Consider the following 22,049-nt stretch of genomic DNA (forward strand, 5'->3'; position numbering starts at 1 on the left):
TTTCAGCTCCGGGGACCGCGTGACGGACGACGGGGGGAGGACTTCGACTTCGGGGGGGTGGGCTTCGGCGGCTTCGCCGCGGCCTTCGGGGGAGGCGGCACGGACTGGAGGTGGGGAGGCAGGCCGTGGGACAGCAGCGTCATCGCCGTGTCGAGCACGCGCTCCAGGCCCATGTCCTCCTCCCAGAGCACCCAGCGCATGCCCAGGAAGTCGCCAATGCCCATCAGGCAGTAGGCGAGCGCCTCCGGGTCCATGCGGCGCACCTCGCCCGCGTCCATGGCCTGCTGGAGGCCGCGCACGTAGCCCTTGGCGAAGCGGTCGTAGTAGCGGCGGTAGCAGTCCGCGTCCACGAACTCCGCCTGCCGCACCACGCGGTAGAGGTTGGGGTGCTGGCGCACGAACTGGAAGAAGGCGCGCAGGCCCTCGCGCTCCACCTCCAGGCGCGTGGTGCACGCCGCCGTGGACTCCGCGATGAGGCGGCGCAGGCGCGCGCCCAGCTCGTCCACCACCTCCACGAAGATGGACTGCTTGTCCGGGAAGTACACGTAGAAGGTGCCCAGCGCGACGCTGGCCTTGCGCGTGAGGTCCGCGATGGACGCGCGCTCGTAGCCCTTGTCACCGAACACCGCCTCCGCGGCCTTCAACAACTTCTGCCGCGTCCGCTGGCCGCGCGGCGTGACAGGGACGCGTTCTGAAGTTGAAGGGCGATTCATCTTTCAGGACGGGTAGCACCCGGCCGACCGCCCTGTCAAAAGCGGATGGATGGCTCCTTGCGTCAAAGACAGACATGGACGCGCGGCGTCAAACACCTCGCGCGCCTGGCTGCCTGGAGCCCCGGGAGGTCGGGTGGAGGACGCTCCGCCACCCCCAACCATTTTGCGTGCAAACGGACTTGCACTTCCGGACAAGTGCATATAACTTCACCGTCCACTGCCAAGACCGCTTATAAAAATAAGGTCTAAAGCCCCATGGACGCCCTGGATTATCGCATCGTGGACATGCTTCAGCGCGATGGCCGGGCCACGCAGTTGGAGCTGTCACGCGGGGTGAAGCTGTCCCAGCCGGCGGTGGCGGAGCGCATCCGCAAGCTGGAGGAGAAGGGCGTCATCACCGGCTACACGGCGCGCGTGGACGCGACGCAGTTGGGCAAGGACATCACCGCCTTCATCGGGGTGAGCATCGAGCACCCCAAGCACTTCGAGGGCTTCGCGCGCAAGGTGGCGGAGCTGCCGGACGTGCTGGAGGCCCACCGGGTCGCGGGGCAGGACTCGTACGTCTTGAAGGTGAAGACCGCGAACACGCGGACGCTGGACTCGCTGCTGGTGGAGACGCTGCGCACCATCCCGGGCGTCACCCGCACGAGCACCACCATCGTCCTGTCGACCTTGAAGGAAGACACGCACGTGCGTGTCCCCGATGAGCTGTTGAACGGAGAATGAACATGAGCGCGGACGCTATGAGTGCACCCCTGCCCCCTCCTCCGGCCTACCGGCTGTCCCAGCGCATGTCCCGGATGAAGACGTCCGCGGTGCGCGAAATCCTCAAGATCGCCGAGCGCCCCGACATCCTCTCCTTCGCCGGCGGCCTGCCCGCCCCGGAGCTCTTCCCGAAGGAGGCCATCGCCAGGGCGTTCGCGGAGACCTTCGCCAGCGACGCGGACGGGCGCTCCGCGCTCCAGTACAGCACCACGGAGGGCTTCGCCCCCTTGCGCGAGTGGATCGCCGGGCACCTGGCCCGCAAGGGCCAGAACGTCCACGCGGACCAGGTGCTCATCACCAGCGGCTCGCAGCAGGGCCTGGACCTGGCGGGGAAGATCCTGCTCGACCCGGGTGACCTGGTGGTGGTGGAGGACCCCAGCTACCTGGCGGCGCTCCAGACCTTCGGCGGCTACGAGGTGGAGTTCGCCACCGTGCGCAGCGACGACGCGGGCATGGACATGGATGACCTGGCGGCCCTGCTGAAGAAGCGGCAGCCGAAGCTGCTCTACGTCATCCCCAACTTCCAGAACCCCAAGGGCACCACCCTGTCGCTGGAGCGCCGCAAGGCCCTGGTGCGGCTGGCCCAGGAGCACCGCTTCATCATCCTGGAGGACGACCCGTACGGCGAGCTGCGCTTCAAGGGCGTGCACCTGCCGTCGCTGGCGTCGCTGGACGACCAGGGCGTGGTGCTGTCCCTGTCCACCTTCTCCAAGACGCTGGCCCCGGGCCTGCGCCTGGGCTGGGTGACGGGCCCGAAGGCGCTGCTCAAGCCGATGACCATCGCGAAGCAGGCCACGGACCTGCACACCGCCACGCTCGCCCAGCGCGCCACGGCGCGGCTGCTGGAGACGTTCGACTACGCGGGCCACATCCAGGCGCTGATGCCCATCTACGCCCAGCGCGCCAACGCGATGCTGGACGCGCTCAAGGCCCACATGCCCCAGGGCACCCAGTGGACCCGGCCGGACGGCGGCATGTTCCTCTGGGTGGAGCTGCCCGGCGGTCTGGACGCGGCGAAGCTCCTGCCCCGCGCCGTGGAGCAGAAGGTCGCCTTCGTCCCCGGCGCGCCCTTCTTCGCCAACGACCAGAAGCCCCAGTTCATGCGGCTGAACTACTCCAACCGCCCGCCCGAGCTCATCCACGAGGGCATGAAGCGGCTGGGCTCCGTCATCTCGGACGCCCTCTAGTTCCAGCACCCCGGCCCCCAACGCACCGCGTCGGGGGCCTGGGGCTCATGAGAAGTTGAAGCTTGATTCAGGTTTCAGCCTCCGCGGCGCTGGCCAGCGCCCGCGCGGTGTGCGTACCCTTGCGCGCGTTTTTTCTTTGGACGCCCAGGAGAGGCACATGCATCTGAAGGACCTGAAGATCATCGTCACCGGTGGCGCGCAGGGCATGGGCGCGCACTTCGCGCAGCGCATCCACGAGGCGGGCGGCCAGGTGGCCGTTGGCGACGTGAACGAGGAGAAGCTCGCGGCGCTGCCGGCGGGCATCCACCGCCGCAAGCTGGACGTGTCCAGCGAGCAGGACGTCACGGACTTCGTGCAGTGGGCGCACGGCGCCATGGGCGGCCTCAACGGCCTCATCAACAACGCGGGCATCCTGCGCGACGCGCTGCTCGTGAAGAAGGACCGCACCACCGGGCAGATCAAGAAGCTGTCCACGGCGGACTGGAACGCGGTCATCGGCGTGAACCTCACCGGCGCCACGCTGATGGTGCGCGAGGTCGTCTCCAAGATGGTGGAGACGGACCAGCGCCCCGGCGTCATCGTGAACATGTCGTCCATCGCGCGGCACGGCAACCGCGGCCAGTCCAACTACGTGTCCGCCAAGGCCGCGCTCGCCGCCAACACCGTCACCTGGTCGCGCGAGTTCGCGCCGTTCGGCATCCGCGTGGGCGCCATCGCCCCGGGCATGATTGAGACGCCCATGACGCAGGGCATGAACCAGAAGGCCCGCGACGCGCTGGTGGCCGCCATCCCGGTGGGCCGCATCGGCGAGCCGGAGGACATCTGGCAGGCCGTGAAGTTCATCGTGGAGTGCGACTACTTCAACGGCCGCACCATCGACGTGGACGGCGGCCACAACTTCTAGGCCGTCCGCTGCAACCGCGCCCCGGACCTCAGGCGCTCTTGCGCTTCCGGGGCGCGGGCTTCACGTCCACCCAGCGCTCCGCCCACTTGCCCAATTCGTCGATGACCTTCCAGAACGCCTGACCCTTCTGCGTCAGGCGGTACTCGGAGCGGATGGGCGGGCCCGGGTCCACGTGGCGCTCCACGATGCCCTCCGCCTCCAGGTCCTTGAGCCGCTCCGACAGGACGCGCTCGCTGATGGTGCCGATGCGCTCCGTCAGCTCCCCGAAGCGGCACGGCCCGTCCATCAGGATGCGCAGGATGACGCCCGTCCAGCGCCGGCCCAGCAGGTCCGCCGCCGCCAGGAACCGCGTGCACAGCGGGCTTGAGTCGTCATGCATCGTGTCCGCCTCCCCCCGGAAGTATAGCGCCCGCCCCCTCCTCGCGGCACACACTTACTTTTTGGAAGTTACTTGCAAATTAAAAGTGACGCGGGTAGCCATGGGGGGTTCGCAACGGAGGACGACACGCATGGCGACGCCGAACACGGCCCTGGACACGGACGCGCTGGAGCTGCTCTTCACGGAGGCCCGCACGCACTCGGGCTGGCAGGACCGGCCGGTGACGGACGAGACGCTGCGCCGCATCTACGAGCTGGCGCGCATGGCGCCCACCGCGGTCAACAGCCAGCCGGTGCGCCTGGTGTTCGTGCGAAGCCACGAGGCCAAGCAGAAGCTCAAGCCCTCGCTGTCCCCGGGCAACGTGGACAAGACGATGCAGGCGCCGGTGACGGTCATCGTGGCGTACGACACCGCGTTCCACGAGCAGATGCCCCGGCTGTTCCCCTCGCGCGACATGAAGAGCGTCTTCGCCGCGCAGACGCCGGAGGCGCGCGAGCAGGCGGCCTTCCTGAACGGCACCCTGCAGGGCGCCTACGTCATCCTCGCGGCGCGCGCGCTGGGGCTCGACTGCGGCCCCATGGGCGGCTTCGACAAGGCGAAGGTGGACGAGGCCTTCCTCCAGGGCACCGGCTGGAAGTCGAACTTCCTCCTCAACCTGGGCTACGGCGACCCGGCGAAGCTCTTCCCGCGCAACCCGCGCCTGTCTTTCGAGGACGCCTGCCGGCTGGTCTGACGCCGTCCAATCCCAGACAGCGCACTCGGCCCCCCGTTCAATGGCATCAGGCGGCTACAATCCTGAGTTTCTAGGTTAATCAGGAAGAAGCTGCCCCGGCGTCGGTTCCACGGGGCGCGGGGCCGGTGACGGGAGGCAAGCGCGGTGGGGCGGGCCTAGTACAACTGCTCGAGCGGCATCATCGTGCCCGCCTCGAACTCGGGCGCGCGGCGAAGCTGGTCCAGCACGCGCGGGGCGCACCTCAGGTGCAGCATGGGCAGGGAACCGCCCGGCTCGCTCATGGCGCGCACGGCGCCCACCAACTGGTGTGCCTCCAGCCAGCGCATGAAGCTCTCGCGGAAGCGGGCGTTCTCCGCCTGGCCTTCCTTGTAGATGTCCGCGCGCGAACGCATGGGTGCCCGTGAGGCCGCGGCGGGACGCTTCGGCGCGGCCGACTCCCGGGGCATCACCGTGACGTCGATGTCGCCGCCCGGCTGGGCGTCACGCTCCACGCCGCCGGAGCCCGGCAACGCGCGCACCGTGCCTCCGCTGCCCGGCAGCGGACGCACGGCGGCGACGGAGGACATCCGGGCCGAAATGTCTTGGGGTTCGCCCGGCACGCCATTCTTCCTGCGCATGGCCACATCCTCCCCAGGTCCGGTGCTCACGTGGCACCGGCCCCGGCAACTACCGCGTCACCTGAAAACAGCCAGGCCCTTCCCCGTCCGGTGGTTCGCCGAGCGAGGAAGCTTGATGGCATTGGCCAGAATCAAATCTCTCACTTCCAACGCCGTCAAGTCAGGGGCACGGCAACGATACAGCGCGGCGATTCCCGCGACATATGGCGCCGCCATGCTTGTGCCGCTCATTCGTTCATAGAACGCCTGATTGTTGCAGCGGCGTTCAGTAGACGAATACACATTCACCCCGTAGCCCATGACGTCAGGCACGACGCGACGCCCCACGGCGCCGCTGGCGGAGAAGGTGGCCACGTTGCGCTCGAAGTCGACTGCCCCCACCGCCAGCGCCTCGGGAAAGGCCGCTGGGTAACCAACCGTGTCGGGTCCACTGTTACCCGCCGCGACAATGGGCAGGATGTTGCTGTCCAGAAGCCGACGCAGCATGGCCTGCAGCGCGCGCTGGTTGAGCAGGTAGTCCGCTTCGGAGATGCCCGGGGGCGGCTGCAGCGGGAAGCCCAGCGACAGGTTGACGACGGCGGGACGCGACGCGTTCTCCGGACGGCTGAACTGGTGCAGCAGCCACTCCATGCCGGCGGCCACGCGGCCCAGGCTGGTGCGGATGGTCTCCGACTCGATGACGGACGCGGCGTACAGGTCCACCTCCGGCGCGACGCCGTGGTGCACGCCCGCGGCGATGCCGCACACGTGCGTGCCGTGGCCGTCCGGGTCGAAGCCGCGCACGTCGCGCGCGGGGTTGTGCGGCGAGTTGGGGAAGAGCGAGACGTAGCGGAACTGGATGGTCTTGCTCGCGTGCTCCGGGTGGTCCGCGTCCACGCCGGTGTCCAGGATGCCCAGCATCACGCCGGCGCCCCGGATGCCCTGGGCGTGCGCCAGGGGGACACCGGACTCGTCAGGCCACTCGCGCTGCGCGAGCGAGCTCATGCCGCGGTTGCGCGGCCCCGTCTGTCCGGCGGACACCGGACCGGGGAAGGACAGGGGCACCACGTCCGGGATGAACTCGAACTCCCGCGCCAGCTCGCCCCGGGCCGCCTTCTCCGCGTCCGGGGAGTAGAAGTGCGCCATGGTGGCGCCGATGAGCGGCATGAAGCGGTAGCTGCCGGCCTCCGCGCCGATGGGCTCCGACACGGGCGCGCCCGGCAGGGGCGTGGCATCCGCGGACTTCGCGCCCTTCTTGCCGCGGCCGCCCTTGCGTCCGCGCCGCGCCTGGTCGCTGACCTCCGGCTTCATCCCAGGCAGCGTGGCCGACCGCAGGCCCAGGGCCGTGAGGGCATCCGGTGCCTTCTGGGCCGCGCTGAAGCGCAGCGCGGTGCTGCGGCTGAGGACGCGCTCGCCCTGCGCCGTGCCACGCACTCCGGGCCGGGCCTGCGTCTCGATGGACTCCTTGGGTACCAACAGGAAAGACTTCATGGGTGTGCTCCTTGGACCGCTCAATCCGCGCAGGGCCTCGAAGGCAGAGCACCCGCGCTACGACCGCGCCCACCTGGGGACCCTGACAAGCCCCTTCGGATCCGGTGGGTCGGGCTCGCGGGCGCGCGCCCGGAGCCGTTGCATCACCTGCCCTCCCCTCTCCCCATGCGCTGGGGGCCGACCGGGGGATTTGACCGCGACCCCCTGACAAAAAATCACGGGATTCCCGTAATAGACACCTCTTGTCTGGGGTCTCGGTCCTCGCTCGGCTTCCCCGAACCTCCGGAAAGACAACGGATTCCCTCCGTGGGACGAGGGCAGTGGCGGGGGGCGCACACGGGTTCTGTCCACCAGCGGATGTGGGGAAGGGGCAGGCAGGAGGGGCGGGGGCCCAAGAGGGCGTCCGGGCGGGGCTTGCGAGCCCGGCGGGCGCGGGGGTGAAAAAGAGGTGGAGGGAAGCCCGGGATGCGCCGATTGTTCGGCTTCCATCCGCCCGGAGTACATCCGCGCGGAGCCCTGGCCTTTCTGGAGCCCCCTTGATTCCCTATTGGCACGCCCCCTCGTTCAAGCTGGGGCCCCTGGAGCTGAACCCCTTCAACGTCTTCGTGGCGGCGGGCATCCTGCTGGCCGCCCGGCTGCTGACGAAGCAGGCGGAGCGCGAGGGGCTGGACCCGAACCCGCTGGCGGACTTCGCGATGTGGGGGGTGGCGGCCGGCATGCTCTTCGGCCACTGGGTGCACCTGTTCTTCTACCACCCGGAGGAGCTGTCCAAGAGCCCGTTCCAGATCCTCCGGTTCTGGGATGGCCTGTCCTCCTTCGGAGGCCTGCTGGGCGGCATCCTGGCGGCGGTGGTGTTCTTCCGGGTGAAGAAGCTGCGCTTCAACGACTACGCGGACAGCTTCGCGCTGGGCGTGGCGCCGGGCTGGGCGGTGGCGCGGCTGGGGTGCTTCGCGGTGCACGACCACCCGGGGAAGCTGACGGACTTCTTCCTGGCGGTGCAGTTCCCCAATGGCAACCGGCACGACCTGGGCTTCTACGACGCGGTGGTGCTCTTCGCGCTCACCGGCCTGCTGTACGCGGTGCGGGACCTGCCGAAGATGAAGGGCCGGCTGTTGCCGCTGCTGGCGCTGCTGTACGCGGCGTGCCGCTTCGGCCTGGACTTCCTGCGGGCCACGGACCTGTCGTACGTGGACGCGCGCTACTTCGGCCTGACGCCCGCGCAGTACGGCAGCCTGCTCCTGGTGGCGTACGGCCTGTGGGGCCTGTTGCGCAAGCAGGCGCCGAGCGCGTCCTCGCACAAGCCGCCCGCGCCGCAGGGCCGGGTGGAGACGGCGCGGTAGCAGCGCCCACGTTTCGCATCGCTTCGTCTCGCTTCGTGGGGGGTACCGCGTGAAGGCACTGGCGTACGACGCGTTGATGGCGCCGCTGGGCTGGGTGGGGTTGAACGCCGCCCGGCGGCACCTGGTGGAGGGGCTGTCCGGCAAGGTGCTGGAGGTGGGCGTGGGCACGGGCATGGCGCTGCCGGGCTACCCGGCCACGGTGACGTCGGTGACCGCGGTGGACGTGGACCTGGGAGCGCTGGCGCGGGCTCGGATGCGCCGGAGCGGCGTGGCGCTGCTCCAGGCGGACGCGCAGGCGCTGCCGTTCACGGACGGCTCGTTCGACGCGGTGGTGTCCAGCCTGGTGTTCTGCTGCGTGGACGCACCGGCGACGGCGCTCTCGGAGGTGATGCGGGTGCTCAAGCCGGGCGGCGAGCTGCGCCTGATGGAGCACGTGCGGGCCCCCCACCCGGCCGTGGCCACCGCGCAGGACCTGCTGACGCCCGCGTGGCGCAAGCTGACCGGCGGCTGCCGCCTCAACCGGGACACCTTCCGGCTGGTGGAGGCCACGGGCTTCCACATCCTCAAGCGCGAGCAGCACCTGGGCGGCGTGGGCGAGCTCATCTTCGCGCGGAAGCCCTGAGCAGGGTTTGACGGGGCTGGAGCCGCCATACCAGACTTCCATGGAAACCCTTTCTCAGCGCCCAGAGGGCGAGGAGTGTGTCCATGAAGTGGATGGCATTGGTGTCGTGCGTGGCCGTGGCGCTGGGCGTGCTGGTTCCCGCAGTGGCCTGGGCCACCGGTTGGGAGCAGGGGCCCTGCGATGTGGAGGTCGTCTGCGGTGACGGCAGCACGCTCGCCTGTCACGGCGAGATTGAGTGCATCTACCGCGGTGGAGCCTCTGGCTTCGTGGAATGCGACGGCTTCCGGGGAGACTGTCCGTAACCCGGAATGGGGGCTCGTACGACCCGCCCCGGCAGGTCACTTCCGACCTGCCAGGATGGATTCACCGACGGGATGTCAGAGGTCTCCCTAGGATGGCGTGAGTGCTCGCGGCGGACCTCCCCGCCGCGTCCCATCCCGTGAGGCCCTGACGCATGTTGCGCGCCCTTCGCCCCCTCTTCGCAGTGCTCGTGTTCGCCGGCTGTGGACCCGACGTCGCTTCGGAGTCCACGCCCGACCTCGTGAGTGCTCCGGCCGCCCTGGCGGACTCCGACCGTCACGGTGGAGCCAGTCCCCGTGAGGGCTCCGTGCGGCTGTCCACCGGGGTCACGCTCCGCTACGTCGAGCAGGGCCGCCAGGACGGGCCCGTCGTCGTCTTCCTGCACGGCTATACGGACTCGCACCACACCTGGGACCTGGACCTGCCGCGCTTCCCGCGCGACTTCCACCTCTACGCGCTGGACCAGCGCGGCCATGGGGACTCGTCCCGCCCGGCGTGCTGCTACACGCAGCAGGCTTTCGCGAAGGACGTGGTGGCGTTCCTCGACGCGAAGCACGTGTCGCGCGCCGTGCTCGTGGGCCACTCCATGGGCAGCTTCATCGCGCAGCAGGTGGCGCTGGACTTCCCCCACCGCGTGAAGGGGCTGGTGCTCGTAGGCTCCGCGCCCACCGTGGCGGGCAATGAAGTGGCCCTGGGCCTCAAGGAGATCGTGGACACGCTGACCGACCCCGTGGACCCCGCCTTCATCCACGAGTTCCAGGCCAGCACCTTCTACGCGCCCATCCCCGCGTCGTACCTGGACACGCTCGTCTCGGAGAGCGCCAAGCTGCCCGCGCGCGTGTGGCAGGACGCGCTGGACGGGCTCATCGCGGAGGACCACTCCGCGCGCCTGGGCCGCATCCGCGTGCCCACGCTGATCATCGGCGGGGACCACGACGGCTTCTTCTCCGTGGAGGAGCAGCGCGCCCTGGCCCGCGCCATCCCCGGCTCCAGGTACCTGCTCTACCCGGAGACCGGCCACGCGCCGCACGCCGAGCGCCCGCAGCGCTTCGTGAACGACGTGCACCACTTCCTCCAGCGCCTGTAGCCCTCCGGGCTCAGGCTCCGGCCGCCCCGGGTTCCGCCGGGCGGCCGGAGTCGCCCCGGGCCAGCACCACCACCGCCACCAGGATGAGCAGGCCGCCCAGGCCCTGCCGCAAGGACAGCCGCTCGCCCAGGAAGATGGCGCCCAGCACCACCGCCATCACCGGCTCCAACGTGGACAGCAGCGACGTGTTCACCGGGCCAATGCGCTTGAGGCCCGCGAAGAACGTCAGCATGGCCACCACCGTGGACAGCAGCGCCAGCCCCGCCACCGCGCCCCAGCCCCCCGGCGTCTGCGGAAAGGACGGGCCCTTCACCAGCATCAGCGCCCCGAAGGCGACCCCCGCGGACAGCGGGACGACGGTGCTCGCCGCGAGCGGCCCCGCCGGCCCCGCCACCCGCGCGCTGGACAGGACGTAGAGCGCGTAGATGACCGCCGACAGCACGCCCAGGCCAATGCCCAGCGGCTTCGCGTCCGGGCCGGGGTCCACCGTGAGCGCCGTGCCACACAGGGCCAGCGCCACCGCCAGCCAGCGGCGGCGGCTCAGGTGCTCGCGTCCCAGGGCCACCTGGATGAGGGCCACCAGCGCGGGGAAGAGGTAGAGCAGGAGCGCCACCAGCCCGGCGGACGCGTGCTGGAGCGCGATGAAGTAGACGCTGCCCTCCGTGAAGTAGCCCACCGCGCCCAGCGCCACCAGGCCCCACAGGAGGCGGCCCCGGGGCCACCTTCCGCCCTTCGCGACCATCACGCCCGCGAGCACCAGGCCCGCCAGCGTGAAGCGCAGGAAGAGCAGCGTGGGCATGTCCGTGCCCGCCGCGTAGGCGAGGCGCGCGAACAGGCCCAGCGCGCCGAAGGAGGCGCCGGACAGGGCGACGAGGAGGAAGCCGGCGGTGCGGGTCTGCATGGCGCTTTTCAGCGCGCCTACCAGTTCTTCACGGACCCCAGGTCGAACACGTCCGGGAAGCCGCCCTTGCGCAGCAGCTCCGCGGCCACCGCGCTGCGGCCCCCCGCCGCGCAGTACACCACCACGGGCGTGCCCACCGGGCCGACCTCGGAGAGGCGATGGGCCAGCACCTGCACGGGGATGTTGCGGGCGGCCTCCGGGTGTCCCTGCTGGAACTCCTCCGGGGTGCGCACATCCAGCAGCACCGCGCCCTGGGCGACGAGTTCGTGGGCCTTCTGCGAGCGTTCCTGAGGCGTCATGCGCCCATTCAATCAAGCCCGGGGCCCCGCCGGGCTGAAAACTGGAGGCCGCCGCACCGGGCGCTACAGTCCTGTAACGATACCCATGCGACTCGACAAGCTCACCCTGCTCCACCAACTGTCCGAGCGGCTCCAGCAGAGCGACCGGCTGGCCCACCGCGCGGAGGCCGATGCCCGCGAGGCCGCCCGCAGCCTCGCCACGGAGTCCGAGAAGAAGGAGGACGGCCGCGCCGCCATCGAGTACGGCAGCCTCGCCACCGGTCAGGCCCAGCGCGCCCGCCGCCTCCAGGAAGAACTCCAGGCCCTCACCGCCTTCAGCCAGAAGGAGCTGCCCCGCTTCCCCCGCCAGGGCCCCGTGGGCCTGGGCGCCCTGGTGGACTGCAGCACCGAGGACGAGGACGGCTTCGCCGAGCGCACCTTCTTCGTGCTCCCCGCGGGCGCGGGCACCGAGCTCACCGGCCCCGGCGGCGACGGCTTCCTGTCCGTCATCACGCCCAGTTCCCCCGTGGGCCGCGCGCTCCTGGGCAAGAAGGCCGGCGACACCGTGGAGGTGACGCTCGCGGGCGAAGTGCGCGAGTGGACGGTGTTGGGGGTCGCCTAAGCTGAGCCCCCGGCGCGGGCCTACCCGCCTCCGGTGGGCCCCGGCGCCGCGTGCGCGACGAGCCACTCCTCCGGGATGTCGCCCCGGGGCAGCTCCAGGAGGAACGTGGCGCCCTGCCCCGGCGTGCTCACGGCGTTCACCGTGCCGCCGAACGCCTCGACAATCTGGCGCGTGATGTAGAGCCCCAGGCCCAGCCCGCCGTAGTGCCGGTCGCTCACCGCGCGCTCGAAGCGCTCGAAGATGCGCGACAGGTCGTCCGGCGCGATGCCGATGCCGTGGTCCTTCACGGTGAGCCGCGCCAGCGGGCCGCGCGCCTCCACGCTCACGACGACGGGCTGGCCCGCGCCGTACTTGAGCGCGTTGGACACCAGGTTCGTCACCACCTGCTCCAGCCGCAGCCGGTCCCACCGGCCCACCACCGGCACCGGCGCCTCCAGGCCCAGCTCCGTGCCGGCCTGCGCCGCCGCGGCGGAGAAGCGGTAGAGGATTTCGGCGGCCACGCTCGCCAGGTCCATCTCCTCCAGCTCCAGCCGCAGCCGGCCCGCGGTGATGCGCGACACGTCCAGCAGGTTGTCCACCAGGCCCGACAGGCGGCGCACCTGGCGCTGCACCACGTCCAGCGCGTCCGCGACGCGGTCGGTGGGCACGTCCTTGCCCTCGCGCGCCAGCACCACCACCTGCTTCTGCAGCAACTGCACCTTGAGGCTCAGCGGCGTGAGCGGCGTCTTCAGCTCGTGGCTGGCGATGCCCAGGAACTCGTCGCGCTGGCGCACCGCTTCGCGCGCCTCGCGGTACAGCCGCGCGTTCTCCAGGTAGAGCGCGGTGCGGTGGGCCAGCTCCGTGAGGAAGCGCTCCTCCTCCGCGCCAAAGGCCCGCAGCACGTTGGAGCGCAGCACCAGCAGCGCCCCCAGCACGCCGCCGCGCGCGCCCAGCGGCACGCTCAGGCAGCCGTGCGGCCCCAGCTCGCGCAACAGCCGCGCGTGCTCCGCGTCCCGCGCGATGGCCCCCACGTGCGCCTCGGACAGGATGGGCAGGCGCCCCACCGCCCCGGTGGTGAACACCTGGGGCAGCCCCTCCGGCGCGGAGGGGTCCGGCGGATAGCGCGTGAGCAGGTCGCGCAGGAGCGCGTGCCGCCCCGCGTCCGCATGCAGGGACGCCGCCACGCGCAGGGCGCTATCGCCCGGCGTCCGGAGGATGAGCAGGGCCCCCTCCCCCAGCGCGGGCACCAGCAGCTTGAGCAGCGGCTCCAGCCGCGCCTCCGCGTCCACCGACATGCCCAGCAGCGCTCCCGCCTCCGCCAGCAGGCGCGTGGCGTCCAGCACGGACGCGGGCACCCCCTCCGCGGCCTGCGTGCGCAGCAGCGCCGCGGCGACCTGCCCGTCCCCGGCCCGCACCGGCACCGCGCTGCACCGCAGCGCGGCGCGCGTCCCATCCGGACGGAGCACGTGCCACGAGGACGCGTCCACCGGCTCACCCGCCAGCGCTCGCGCCAGCGGTGAGTCCCCTGGCGGCAGCGGTGTGCCGTCCTCCCGCACCCATTCACACCCGGGCAGGCGGGCGTGCTCGATGTGGAGCGGCACCGGGATGCCGAAGTGCGCCGCGGCTTGTGAGTTGAAAACAGTCACACGGCCCGTGCATTCAACGAGCACAACGCCTTCCGCGTCCATGACGCGCGTCGACGGGGACGGGCCCTCCCCGTCCGTCACGCGGGCCTCCGAGGCTGGAGAGGTGATGCCGGACATGCCAAGGCTTTCCGCACGCATCATGGTGTCATCTCCGCCTCCCGGGAAGAAAGGAAGACAGGACCTGAAGCCCACTCCATCCTCAAGAACAGGGAATGCTTCCCATCCCCGCGCTCTTCCCGCGGGCCCCCTTGCCTGCATGACGGCGATCCTCAATCGTTCGACAATCCACGTCCGCGCCGCGGACGTTCCGCCCGCACGGCCAAGTTCTTCCACCGCGAGTCCCCTGCATGCAGATGCCGTTTCCCCGGCCTGACGGCACCACCCCCACCGAGCGCCGCTTCCGTCAGGTCATCGACACGCTCCAGGAGGTCGTGTTCCAGACGGACACGGAGCGCACGTGGGTCTTCCTCAATCCCGCGTGGACCGAGGTGACGGGCTTCCCCGTGGAGGAGTGCCTGGGCCGGGTGGCGCTGGATTTCGTGCACCCGGACGACCGGGCGCGCGTGCTGGACGTGTGCCATTCGCTGCTCACGCGCGAGCGCGACTACGTGCAGCACGAGGTGCGCTACCTCACGCGCGACGGCGGCTTCCGGTGGGTGGACGTCTTCGCGCGGGTGACGCTCGACGAAGAGGGCACGCTGGTGGGCATGGCCGGCACGCTCAACGACATCACCGAGCGCAAGCGCACAAGCGACGCGCTGGCCCGGCGCGAGCGCTACCTCACCGCGCTGGTGGACATGCAGCAGCGGCTGCTGTCGGTGCCGGAAGGAGGCGACCTGTACAGCCCCGCGCTCGCGCCGCTGGGGCAGGCCTCCGGCGCCAGCCGCGTCTACGTCTTCGAGACCTTCACCGACGCGAAGGGGGCGCTGCTGTGCAGCCAGCGCGCCGAGTGGTGCGCGCCCGGGGTGACGCCGGAAATAGACAACCCGATGCTGCAGGACCTCCCGGTGCTGCCCATCCTGGGGCGCTGGGCGAACCTGCTGGGGCGCGGCGAGGTCGTCACCGGGCGCGTGGCCACCTTCCCCCCCATCGAGCGGGAGCTGCTGGAGCCGCAGGGCATCCTCACGCTGCTGGTGCTGCCCTTGCGCGTGCAGGGGCGGCTGGTGGGGTTCGTGGGCTTCGACAACTGCTTCGAGGCGCGGGAGTGGGACCGGCTGGAGGTGGACCTGCTGTCCGCGGCCAGCGGCGCCATCTCCGTGGCGCTGGAGCGCCGCGCGTCCGAACGGGCGCTGCGCGAGCACGAGCACCGCTTCCGCCAGCTCGCGGAGAACGCGTCGGACGTGCTGTACCTCTACCGGCGGGAGGCGCCGCGCGGCTTCGCGTACGTCAGCCGCGTGGCGCACGCGAAGCTGGGCCTGGGGCCGGAGGCGCACTACTCGGATCCGGAGCTGTGGTACCGGCAGGTGCACCCGGATGACCGGGCCGCGCTGGAGCGGCTGCTGGAGTCGCCCCAGTCCGTGGACGGCGCCACGGTGGAGCTGCGCTTCCTGCGCCCGGACGGCAGCCTGCTGTGGCTGGAGCACGTGGTGGCGCCGGTGACGGACGCCGCGGGCCGCGTGGTGGCGGTGGAGGGCCTGGCGCGCGACATCACGGAGCGGCGGCAGGTGGAGGAGGCGCTGAAGCGCTCCGAGGCCAGCCTGCGCGCACTGCTGGAGGGCTTCCCCGACCCGGCGGCCATCGAGCGCGACGGCCACATCGTCTACGCCAACGCGGTGCTCGTCACCACGCTGGGCTTCGAGCGCGCGGAGGAGCTGGTGGGCCGCCGCCTGTCGGAGTTCCTGGCGGACGTGCCGGGCACGGACGTGGCGTCCGGGGACAGCACGCCGCTCACCAGCGAGCGGCGCCTGGTGCTGCGCGACGGGCGCACGCGCGTGGTGGAGCTGGCGAGCCTGCCCCTGCGCTTCGACGGCCAGCCCGCGGTGGTGTCCATCGCGCGCGACGTGACGGAGCAGCGCCAGTTGAAGGCGCGGCTGACGCTGGCGGACCGGCTGGCGTCGGTGGGGACGCTCGCGGCGGGCATCGCGCACGAAATCAACAACCCGCTGGCCTTCGTGGTCTCCAACCTGGGCTTCCTGTCGGACGAGTTCCGCCACCACCTGTCCCCCGCCCCCGGCGCGCGCGGCGTGCGGCCGCCGGACGTGGCGGAGTGGCAGGAGGTGCTGAGCGAGGCGTGCGAGGGCGCCGAGCGCGTGCGGCAAATCGTCCGCCAGTTGAAGACGTTCTCGCGGCCGGACGAAGAGCGCATGACGCCAGTGGACGTGCACGCGGTGCTGGACTCGGTGGTGATGATGGCCGCCAATGAAATCCGGCACCGCGCGCGGCTGCGCCGGGACTACGGCACCGTGCCGCAGGTGATGGCCAACGAGGGCCGCCTCTGCCAGGTGTTCCTCAACCTGGTGGTGAACGCGGCGCAGGCGATTCCCGAGGGCTCCGCGCACGACCACGAGGTGGTGCTCGTCACGCGCGCGTCCGGCGGGCAGGTGGTGGTGGAGGTGCGCGACACGGGCAGCGGCATCGCGCCGGAGGTGTTGGGGCGCATCTTCGACCCGTTCTTCACCACCAAGCCCGTGGGCGTGGGCACCGGCCTGGGGCTGTCCATCTGCCACGGCATCATCACGGGGCTGGGCGGTGACATCCAGGTGGACAGCACCCCGGGCCGGGGCAGCACGTTCCGCGTGGTGCTGCCCGCGCCCCAGCCCGAGCCCATTGTCCGCGCGCCGGAGGTCCCGCTGCCCGCCGCGCCCGTGGTGCCCCGGGGCCGCGTGCTGGTGGTGGACGACGAGCCCGCGGTGGGCCGCGTGCTGCAGCGGCTCCTGCGCGGCCACGACGTGGAGGTGGCCACGAGCGGCCGTCAGGCGCTGGAGCGCATGTCGCGGGCGCCGGGCTTCGACGCGGTGCTGTGCGACGTGATGATGCCGGACCTGGCCGGCCGCGACGTGTACGAGGCCGTGCGGCGCGACCACCCGGGCCTGGAGCGCCGCTTCGTCTTCGTGTCCGGCGGCGCCTTCACCGCGGGGGCGCGCGAGTTCCTGGAGCACGTCCCCAACCCGCTCCTGGAGAAGCCCTTCGACGAGGCGCGCGTGCGCGGCGCCGTGGAGGAGCTGGTGCGGCACGGCCCGCCGGACGCGGCCTGACCCATCGGTCATCGGGAGGAGGGTCCTCCCGCTGACCGATGCGCCCCCGTGACGGGTCTGCGAGCGTGTGCTCGTCCGCTCGCACCCCTTGGGGGAAGGTCCGTCGCGCATGAACCGCACCAAACTGTTGCTGACCCTGGCTGGCCTGCTGTTCGTGGGCGCGCTCGCGCTGGACGCGCGCTCGTTCTTCGCGAAGGGCACGTCGCACCCGCCCATGACCGGGCCCGTCTCCGACCGGCTCCCCAACGGGCACACGCGCCGCACGCCGCCCGTGGCCACCTCCTCCGTGGACCAGACCCACACCGTGGTGCAGCCGGGGGAGGCGCCCATCCAGGGCGTGCTGCCCGTCATCCTGGGGCAGCCCGCGTCCGGCACGGCGGGGCGGGTGGAGCTCACGGGCAAGCTGTCCGGCGCGTACGTGAAGGCGGGCCCGGGTGAGGCCTTCGCCGTGTTCGAGCTGAAGGCGCGCGCGCCGGAGAAGCAGCAGCGCGTGCCGGTGAACCTGGCGCTGGTGGTGGACCGCTCCGGCTCCATGGATGGCTCCAAGCTGGTGGACGCGAAGCGCGCCGCCCAGGAGCTGGTGCGGCAGTTGCGCGACGGGGACCGCCTGGCGCTGGTGCACTACGGCTCCGACGTGAAGGTGGTGCCCAGCGTGGAGATCAACGACGCCACGCGCCGCGAGCTCCTGAGCACCATCGACGCCATCCAGGTGAACGGCGGCACGCACATGAGCGGCGGGCTGGCGGCGGGCGCGGACGCGGTGCGCACGTACGCGAAGCAGTACCGGGTGACGCGCGCCATCCTGCTGAGCGACGGCGAGCCCACCGAGGGCGTGACGACCAACGACGGCCTCTTCTCCGCGGTGGGCCGGATGCGCGAGGCGGGCATCACCGTGAGCGCGCTGGGCGTGGGCAGCGGCTTCAACGACACGCTGATGCGCGGCATGGCCGAGCGCGGCGGCGGCTTCTCCGGCTTCGTCAGCGACTCCTCGGAGCTGGCCGCCATCTTCACCCGCGAGCTGGAGCAGGCCGCCAGCACCGTCGCCCGCGACGTGAGCCTGACGCTGACCCTGCCGCCCGGCGTGAGCGGCGTGGAGGTGATGGGCCTGCCGTCCACCCGCGACGGCAACGCCGTGCGCATCCCCCTCTACGACTTGACGGGCGGCCAGTCCGCGCGCGTGGTGGCGAAGCTGACGCTGGACGCGCCGGCGAACGCGGCGGACATGAACGTGCTGGACGCCTCGGCGTCGTACGTGGACGTGGTGGCGGACCTGCCGTCGCGGGTGACGCTGGCGCTGGGCGCGAAGGTGACGAACGACGTGCAGGTGGTGCACGCGAACCTGGACCGCGACGTGCGCGTCCACGCCATCCGCGCGCTGGGCACCCAGCAGCTCCAGGCGGCCGCTGAACAGATGCAGAGCGGCAACCGCGAGAGCGCGCTCAACCTCCTGGGCAACGCGCGTAAACTGTTCGGCGCTTCGGCGTCCGCGCTCTCGGGGGAGCTTGCGGACCTGGACAGGACCCAGGCAGCCTATGGCAGTGCCCGCAGTGACTCCGAGGTCCGCCAGGAGGCCCTCAACCTCAAGAAGAAGTCGATGAAGAACTTCGGGCAGAACAACAGCTATTAGTCCCCCCGCGGTCCGGAAGCCGGTGCGCCATGTCGCTCTCCATCCAACTCATCCGGCGGGAGGACTTCGAGTCGCGCTGCCTGTACGCGCTCGTGGGCGCCGGGGCCATGGCGATGGTGGCCGGCGTGGCGCGGCAGGTGCTGCGCGTGCCGGTGGAGCCGGGCTACTTCGCGCTGATGGCGGCGGCCATCACCGCGGTGAAGCCGAAGGCGGCGGAGAACCTCCTGGTGCGCGCGGGGATGGTGCTGCTGCCCGCCCTGCCCTACGTGCTGGGGCTGGCGCCGGACTGGACCCACGCGGTGGCGGGCGCCATCGCCGCGGGGCTGCTGGCGTGGCGGGGCAACGGGCGCGACAGCGTGGGCACGCCGCTCCAGGTCGCGCTGTGCGCCGGGGCGGCGGGCGTCACCACCGCGCTGGGGCTGTACGTGCACCAGGTGCTCGACGCGCGCTTCCTCCCGGCGTGGGGCTACTTCCCGCTGATGGTGGACTACGCCGTGGTGGCGCTGTTCTGGAGCATCGGCACGCTGCCGGCGAACCTGGCCATGGACCTGGACGCGGTGGCCACCCGGGGCATGCGCCTGGAGGCCACGCTCTCCGGCGAGGTGCGCGGCCTGGTGGCCCGGGCGCTCACGCTCTACCGCCAGTGCCAGGATGAGGCGCGCAAGCTGGCCCGGGGCCCGGGGCTGGAGAAGCTCCAGGCCGTGCTCGGGAAGCTGGCCCGGGACGCCTTCACGCTGGCCGAGTCCCACACCGAGCTGGAGGCGCAACTGGCCTCCGCGTCCCAGGGGAGCGTGGACTCGCAGGTGCAGGAGTTGAAGAAGCGCGCCCAGGACGCGCAGGACGGCGTGGCCCGCCGCCAGTTGGAGCGCGCCGCCGCGTCGCTGGGTGAGGAGCTCAACCACCTGGACGCGCTGTCGCGCCGGCAGGAGCGCCTCTTCGCGCAGTTGCACGCACAGGTGGCCCTGCTGGAGCGGGCCCGCGTGTGCTTCATCGGCGCCCGGGCCGCGTCCCACCCGGGCGGCGGCGACCAGGTCCAGGCGCTGGCGGAGAAGCTCTCCGCCCTGGACCTGGAGTCCTCCGGCCCGGAGGGAGCGGCGCAGGCCGCGCGGGCGCCCGCGGTCCGCTCCTGAGCGCCGGGCCTCGGCCTACTTCGTCGACGCGCGCGAGGCAGCGCGGGTGCGCTTGCGCGCCGGAGCCGCGGCCTTCTTCGCGGTAACGCGGGGCGTGTGCAGCTCGCTGGCGATGCGCTGCTCGATTTCCTCGCGCGTGCGGCGGCTGACCTCCAGCGCGGCGTTGATGCGCTCGCGCACGATGTCGGCCTGGGCCTCCGCGGCGGCGCGGTACTCGGCGATGTCCCGGCGCAGCTCCAGGCGGCCCTCGCTGGGGGCGCTGGCCGTCTTCCGGGTGCTCGTCTTCCGCCGCGCGGGGCGTGCCCCCGCCTGGGTCCCGCTGTCCTGTTGTCCCTGTGCCTTGCGCGCCATCTGTCTGCCCCCTCGTGCGATCGCTCGCGTCCGTGGACGGAAAGGTGGGGTGTGGACTTCCCGCATGGAAGTCTGCCTTCGGGTCGGATGGGGGCCGGACAGCCAGACAATGTGCGGGCGCGGCAACAGTGGAGCTTCTCAACGCCTCCAGGAAGGCGCTAAGAGAGCCCCCACTGTTCCTGGGCCAAGGGGCCTCTTGACTGATAGCTCAGGGACTCCGCATCACCCCCAGGGCCGGGATGCGAGCAAGCCTTCGAGCCCCGCGCACCCCGGCAGCCCGGGCCACGCGCCGGAGCGGAGAGTGAGAAAATCCCCGTGGCGGTCTCTTTCCTGAACCGGAAGCACAACCTGGACCGGATGTCGCTGCGCGACCTGGTCTACTCGTTCTTCACCTACTACGCCGTCGTCGCCTACATCCTTATCGGCATCACCTGCATCGTGCTGTCCGTGAAGTGGTTCGAGGCGCCGGTGCGCATGGGCGCGGCGGTGCTGCTGGCCACGGTGGCGTACCCGTTCGGCTGGTACCTCATCCACCGGTACATCCTGCACGGCCGCTTCCTCTACAAGTCCGCGGCGACGGCGGTGACGTGGAAGCGCATCCACTTCGACCACCACCAGGACCCGCACGACCTGCGCGTGCTCTTCGGCGCGCTGCACACCACGCTGCCCACCATCGCGCTGGTGCTCACGCCCATCGGCTACCTCATCGGCGGCAAGGCCGGCGCGGCGGCGGCGCTGGGCTGGGGCATGGTGACCACGTGCTTCTACGAGTTCTGCCACTGCATCCAGCACCTCAACTACGCCCCGCAGCAGAAGTGGCTGAAGGACATCAAGCGGCTGCACATGTCCCACCACTTCCACAACGAGCAGGGCAACTACGGCATCACCAACTACTTCTGGGACCGCGTGTTCGGCACGCTGTACGAGAAGGCCTCCGACAAGCCCAAGAGCCCCACCGTCTTCAACCTGGGCTACACGGCCGAAGAGGCGCGGAAGTACCCCTGGGTGGACAAGCTCTCCGGCGGCACCCGCGGTGACGGCCACCCGCGCCGCTTCTGGGGCGCGGAGGGGCTGAGCGCGCCGGAGGCCTCCGGCGAACAGCAGTCCTGAGCCTCCGCTCCCGCTTCACCCCGGACCTCCCCGCGCGCTTCGTCGCCCGGGGAGGTCTTCGTTTGCGCGCACGTCACGCGGAGAGCGGCTGGGCCACGTCCCGCGCCTGCTCCTCGCGAAAGCGCCGGGCGGACAGGGGCGGCAGGGTGTGCACGCGCGCCACGAGGCACGCCGCGCTGCCGCCGGCCAGGTGGAATTGATCCAACCGCACGCTGACGGGCCGGCGCCCCAGGCCGCGCAGCACCGCCTCCACGCGGGGCACGCGCGCGCCGACGATGACGGTGTTGCCCACCTCCACCAGGTTGAGCCCGAACGCGAGCGCGTCCTCGCGCGCGATGGGGACCACCTGCTGGATGCCCTCGGTGCGCTCCAGCATGCGCAGCGACTCCGGCGTGAAGGCCTCCGGACACACCAGCGCGGTGCCGTCCGACAGGACGGTGAGCGCGGTGTCCAGGTGGTAGAGGTACGGGTCGCACAGCTCCAGCGGCGTGACGGGCGCGGAGAGGAACGCCTCCAGCACGCCCGCGGCGCGCTGCGTGGAGCGCATGCCCCAGCCCAGCAAGGCGCCCCGGCCCGAGGGCAGCATGGCCACGTCGCCGCCTTCGATGTGCACGCGCGGCGGCTCGATGACGTCGAAGCCGCGCGCGGACAGCCACCGGGCGCGCGCGAGCTGCTCACCGCGGCGCTGGCCGTGGCGCATGGTGGCGAGCAGGGCGCGCAGTTCGCCCTCCTGGGAGACGAGCACCGCGTTGTCCTTGGCGAACACGGAGTCGAACGCGCCGTGGACGAAGGGCAGCTCGAAGAAGCCCGCGCCGGCTTCACGCAGGGCGCGCAGCAGCTCGCGGTGCTGCGTGCACGCGCGCCGCCACGCGACGGCGCCGGGCTTCATATGCGGGTTGATGTTCCATGCGACCTGATACGCGCAGTCGCGAGAGCGGACGTGGTCCTTTTCGCAACGCACCTGACTGACGGCGAAGGTGGCGGGAGCGATGTGGCCGGTGTGCAAGGTCATCCCCATACATGTGACCGGAAGGCACTCCCGCCTTCCGGTATGTGAAGAGAGGGTGCGCACCATGAGCGGGCTTGGCGAGGTG

At 71.3% G+C, this 22,049-nt stretch carries 22 protein-coding genes; 13 read left to right on the forward strand and 9 right to left on the reverse strand.

Annotated elements, in window-relative coordinates:
• Nucleotides 1-2: 2 nt before the first annotated feature.
• Nucleotides 3-713 (reverse strand): TetR/AcrR family transcriptional regulator, encoded by a 711-nt coding sequence (locus tag K8556_RS24730; RefSeq protein WP_223742543.1) that lies wholly within the window; start codon nt 711-713, stop codon nt 3-5.
• Between the two features lie 255 nt (nt 714-968).
• Between K8556_RS24730 and K8556_RS24735 the strand changes: the two genes are divergently transcribed.
• From K8556_RS24735 to K8556_RS24745, 3 genes are all read left to right on the forward strand, one after another.
• Nucleotides 969-1,439: an Lrp/AsnC family transcriptional regulator gene (locus K8556_RS24735; protein WP_120620617.1), complete on the forward strand. Its 471-nt coding sequence runs from the start codon at nt 969-971 to the stop codon at nt 1,437-1,439.
• A 2-nt stretch (nt 1,440-1,441) separates the two neighbouring features.
• On the forward strand, nt 1,442-2,665 hold the full coding sequence (locus tag K8556_RS24740) for a PLP-dependent aminotransferase family protein (protein ID WP_223742544.1): 1,224 nt from the start codon (nt 1,442-1,444) through the stop codon (nt 2,663-2,665).
• 157 nt (nt 2,666-2,822) lie between these two features.
• Nucleotides 2,823-3,569, forward strand: coding sequence for an SDR family oxidoreductase (locus K8556_RS24745; protein ID WP_223742545.1), 747 nt, complete (start codon nt 2,823-2,825; stop codon nt 3,567-3,569).
• Between the two features lie 28 nt (nt 3,570-3,597).
• Here K8556_RS24745 and K8556_RS24750 read toward each other — a convergent pair whose 3' ends face one another.
• Nucleotides 3,598-3,948: a helix-turn-helix domain-containing protein gene (locus K8556_RS24750; protein WP_223742546.1), complete on the reverse strand. Its 351-nt coding sequence runs from the start codon at nt 3,946-3,948 to the stop codon at nt 3,598-3,600.
• Nucleotides 3,949-4,078: 130 nt separating this feature from the next.
• Between K8556_RS24750 and K8556_RS24755 the strand changes: the two genes are divergently transcribed.
• Nucleotides 4,079-4,681, forward strand: coding sequence for a malonic semialdehyde reductase (locus K8556_RS24755; protein ID WP_223742547.1), 603 nt, complete (start codon nt 4,079-4,081; stop codon nt 4,679-4,681).
• 155 nt (nt 4,682-4,836) lie between these two features.
• On the opposite strand, the gene K8556_RS24760 is transcribed toward K8556_RS24755, so the two are convergent.
• On the reverse strand, nt 4,837-5,298 hold the full coding sequence (locus K8556_RS24760) for a hypothetical protein (RefSeq protein WP_223742548.1): 462 nt from the start codon (nt 5,296-5,298) through the stop codon (nt 4,837-4,839).
• A 57-nt stretch (nt 5,299-5,355) separates the two neighbouring features.
• The gene (locus tag K8556_RS24765; protein WP_223742549.1) at nt 5,356-6,768 is read right to left on the reverse strand and encodes a S8 family serine peptidase; all 1,413 of its coding nucleotides are present in this window, start codon (nt 6,766-6,768) and stop codon (nt 5,356-5,358) included.
• Nucleotides 6,769-7,304: 536 nt separating this feature from the next.
• Here K8556_RS24765 and K8556_RS24770 point away from each other — a divergent pair.
• The 4 genes from K8556_RS24770 (at nt 7,305) to K8556_RS24785 (ending at nt 10,117) form a co-directional block, all read left to right on the forward strand.
• Nucleotides 7,305-8,108 (forward strand): prolipoprotein diacylglyceryl transferase, encoded by an 804-nt coding sequence (locus tag K8556_RS24770; protein ID WP_223742550.1) that lies wholly within the window; start codon nt 7,305-7,307, stop codon nt 8,106-8,108.
• Nucleotides 8,109-8,157: 49 nt separating this feature from the next.
• A complete protein-coding gene (locus K8556_RS24775) occupies nt 8,158-8,730 on the forward strand; it encodes a class I SAM-dependent methyltransferase (protein ID WP_223742551.1) in 573 nt (190 codons plus the stop codon).
• Nucleotides 8,731-8,813: 83 nt separating this feature from the next.
• A complete protein-coding gene (locus tag K8556_RS24780) occupies nt 8,814-9,032 on the forward strand; it encodes a hypothetical protein (RefSeq protein WP_223742552.1) in 219 nt (72 codons plus the stop codon).
• A gap of 152 nt (nt 9,033-9,184) precedes the next feature.
• Entirely contained in the window at nt 9,185-10,117 is a 933-nt protein-coding gene (locus K8556_RS24785; RefSeq protein ID WP_223742553.1) for an alpha/beta fold hydrolase, read from the forward strand.
• Nucleotides 10,118-10,127: 10 nt separating this feature from the next.
• On the opposite strand, the gene K8556_RS24790 is transcribed toward K8556_RS24785, so the two are convergent.
• Together K8556_RS24790 and K8556_RS24795 are read right to left on the reverse strand one after the other, a co-directional pair.
• Nucleotides 10,128-11,018 (reverse strand): DMT family transporter, encoded by an 891-nt coding sequence (locus K8556_RS24790; protein ID WP_223742554.1) that lies wholly within the window; start codon nt 11,016-11,018, stop codon nt 10,128-10,130.
• 17 nt (nt 11,019-11,035) lie between these two features.
• The gene (locus tag K8556_RS24795) at nt 11,036-11,317 is read right to left on the reverse strand and encodes a rhodanese-like domain-containing protein (protein WP_223742555.1); all 282 of its coding nucleotides are present in this window, start codon (nt 11,315-11,317) and stop codon (nt 11,036-11,038) included.
• An 85-nt stretch (nt 11,318-11,402) separates the two neighbouring features.
• Between K8556_RS24795 and K8556_RS24800 the strand changes: the two genes are divergently transcribed.
• Entirely contained in the window at nt 11,403-11,918 is a 516-nt protein-coding gene (locus K8556_RS24800) for a GreA/GreB family elongation factor (protein WP_223742556.1), read from the forward strand.
• Nucleotides 11,919-11,938: 20 nt separating this feature from the next.
• On the opposite strand, the gene K8556_RS24805 is transcribed toward K8556_RS24800, so the two are convergent.
• Complete coding sequence (locus K8556_RS24805) at nt 11,939-13,660, reverse strand: HAMP domain-containing sensor histidine kinase (RefSeq protein ID WP_223742557.1); 1,722 nt, start codon at nt 13,658-13,660, stop codon at nt 11,939-11,941.
• 230 nt (nt 13,661-13,890) lie between these two features.
• Here K8556_RS24805 and K8556_RS24810 point away from each other — a divergent pair, with 230 nt between their 5' ends.
• The 3 genes from K8556_RS24810 (at nt 13,891) to K8556_RS24820 (ending at nt 19,494) form a co-directional block, all read left to right on the forward strand.
• Nucleotides 13,891-16,737, forward strand: a complete 2,847-nt coding sequence (locus K8556_RS24810) for a PAS domain S-box protein (RefSeq protein WP_223742558.1) — start codon at nt 13,891-13,893, stop codon at nt 16,735-16,737.
• A gap of 109 nt (nt 16,738-16,846) precedes the next feature.
• Nucleotides 16,847-18,364 (forward strand): VWA domain-containing protein, encoded by a 1,518-nt coding sequence (locus tag K8556_RS24815; RefSeq protein ID WP_223742559.1) that lies wholly within the window; start codon nt 16,847-16,849, stop codon nt 18,362-18,364.
• A gap of 29 nt (nt 18,365-18,393) precedes the next feature.
• Nucleotides 18,394-19,494, forward strand: coding sequence for a hypothetical protein (locus tag K8556_RS24820; RefSeq protein WP_223742560.1), 1,101 nt, complete (start codon nt 18,394-18,396; stop codon nt 19,492-19,494).
• A 15-nt stretch (nt 19,495-19,509) separates the two neighbouring features.
• On the opposite strand, the gene K8556_RS24825 is transcribed toward K8556_RS24820, so the two are convergent.
• Complete coding sequence (locus K8556_RS24825) at nt 19,510-19,845, reverse strand: hypothetical protein (RefSeq protein ID WP_223742561.1); 336 nt, start codon at nt 19,843-19,845, stop codon at nt 19,510-19,512.
• A 357-nt stretch (nt 19,846-20,202) separates the two neighbouring features.
• Here K8556_RS24825 and K8556_RS24830 point away from each other — a divergent pair, with 357 nt between their 5' ends.
• A complete protein-coding gene (locus tag K8556_RS24830) occupies nt 20,203-20,955 on the forward strand; it encodes a sterol desaturase family protein (RefSeq protein ID WP_223742595.1) in 753 nt (250 codons plus the stop codon).
• 73 nt (nt 20,956-21,028) lie between these two features.
• Here K8556_RS24830 and K8556_RS24835 read toward each other — a convergent pair whose 3' ends face one another.
• Nucleotides 21,029-21,967: a dimethylarginine dimethylaminohydrolase family protein gene (locus tag K8556_RS24835; RefSeq protein WP_223742562.1), complete on the reverse strand. Its 939-nt coding sequence runs from the start codon at nt 21,965-21,967 to the stop codon at nt 21,029-21,031.
• Between the last annotated feature and the right edge of the window lie 82 nt (nt 21,968-22,049).

The organism is Corallococcus sp. AS-1-12, from assembly GCF_020036995.1.
Lineage (GTDB): Bacteria > Myxococcota > Myxococcia > Myxococcales > Myxococcaceae > Corallococcus.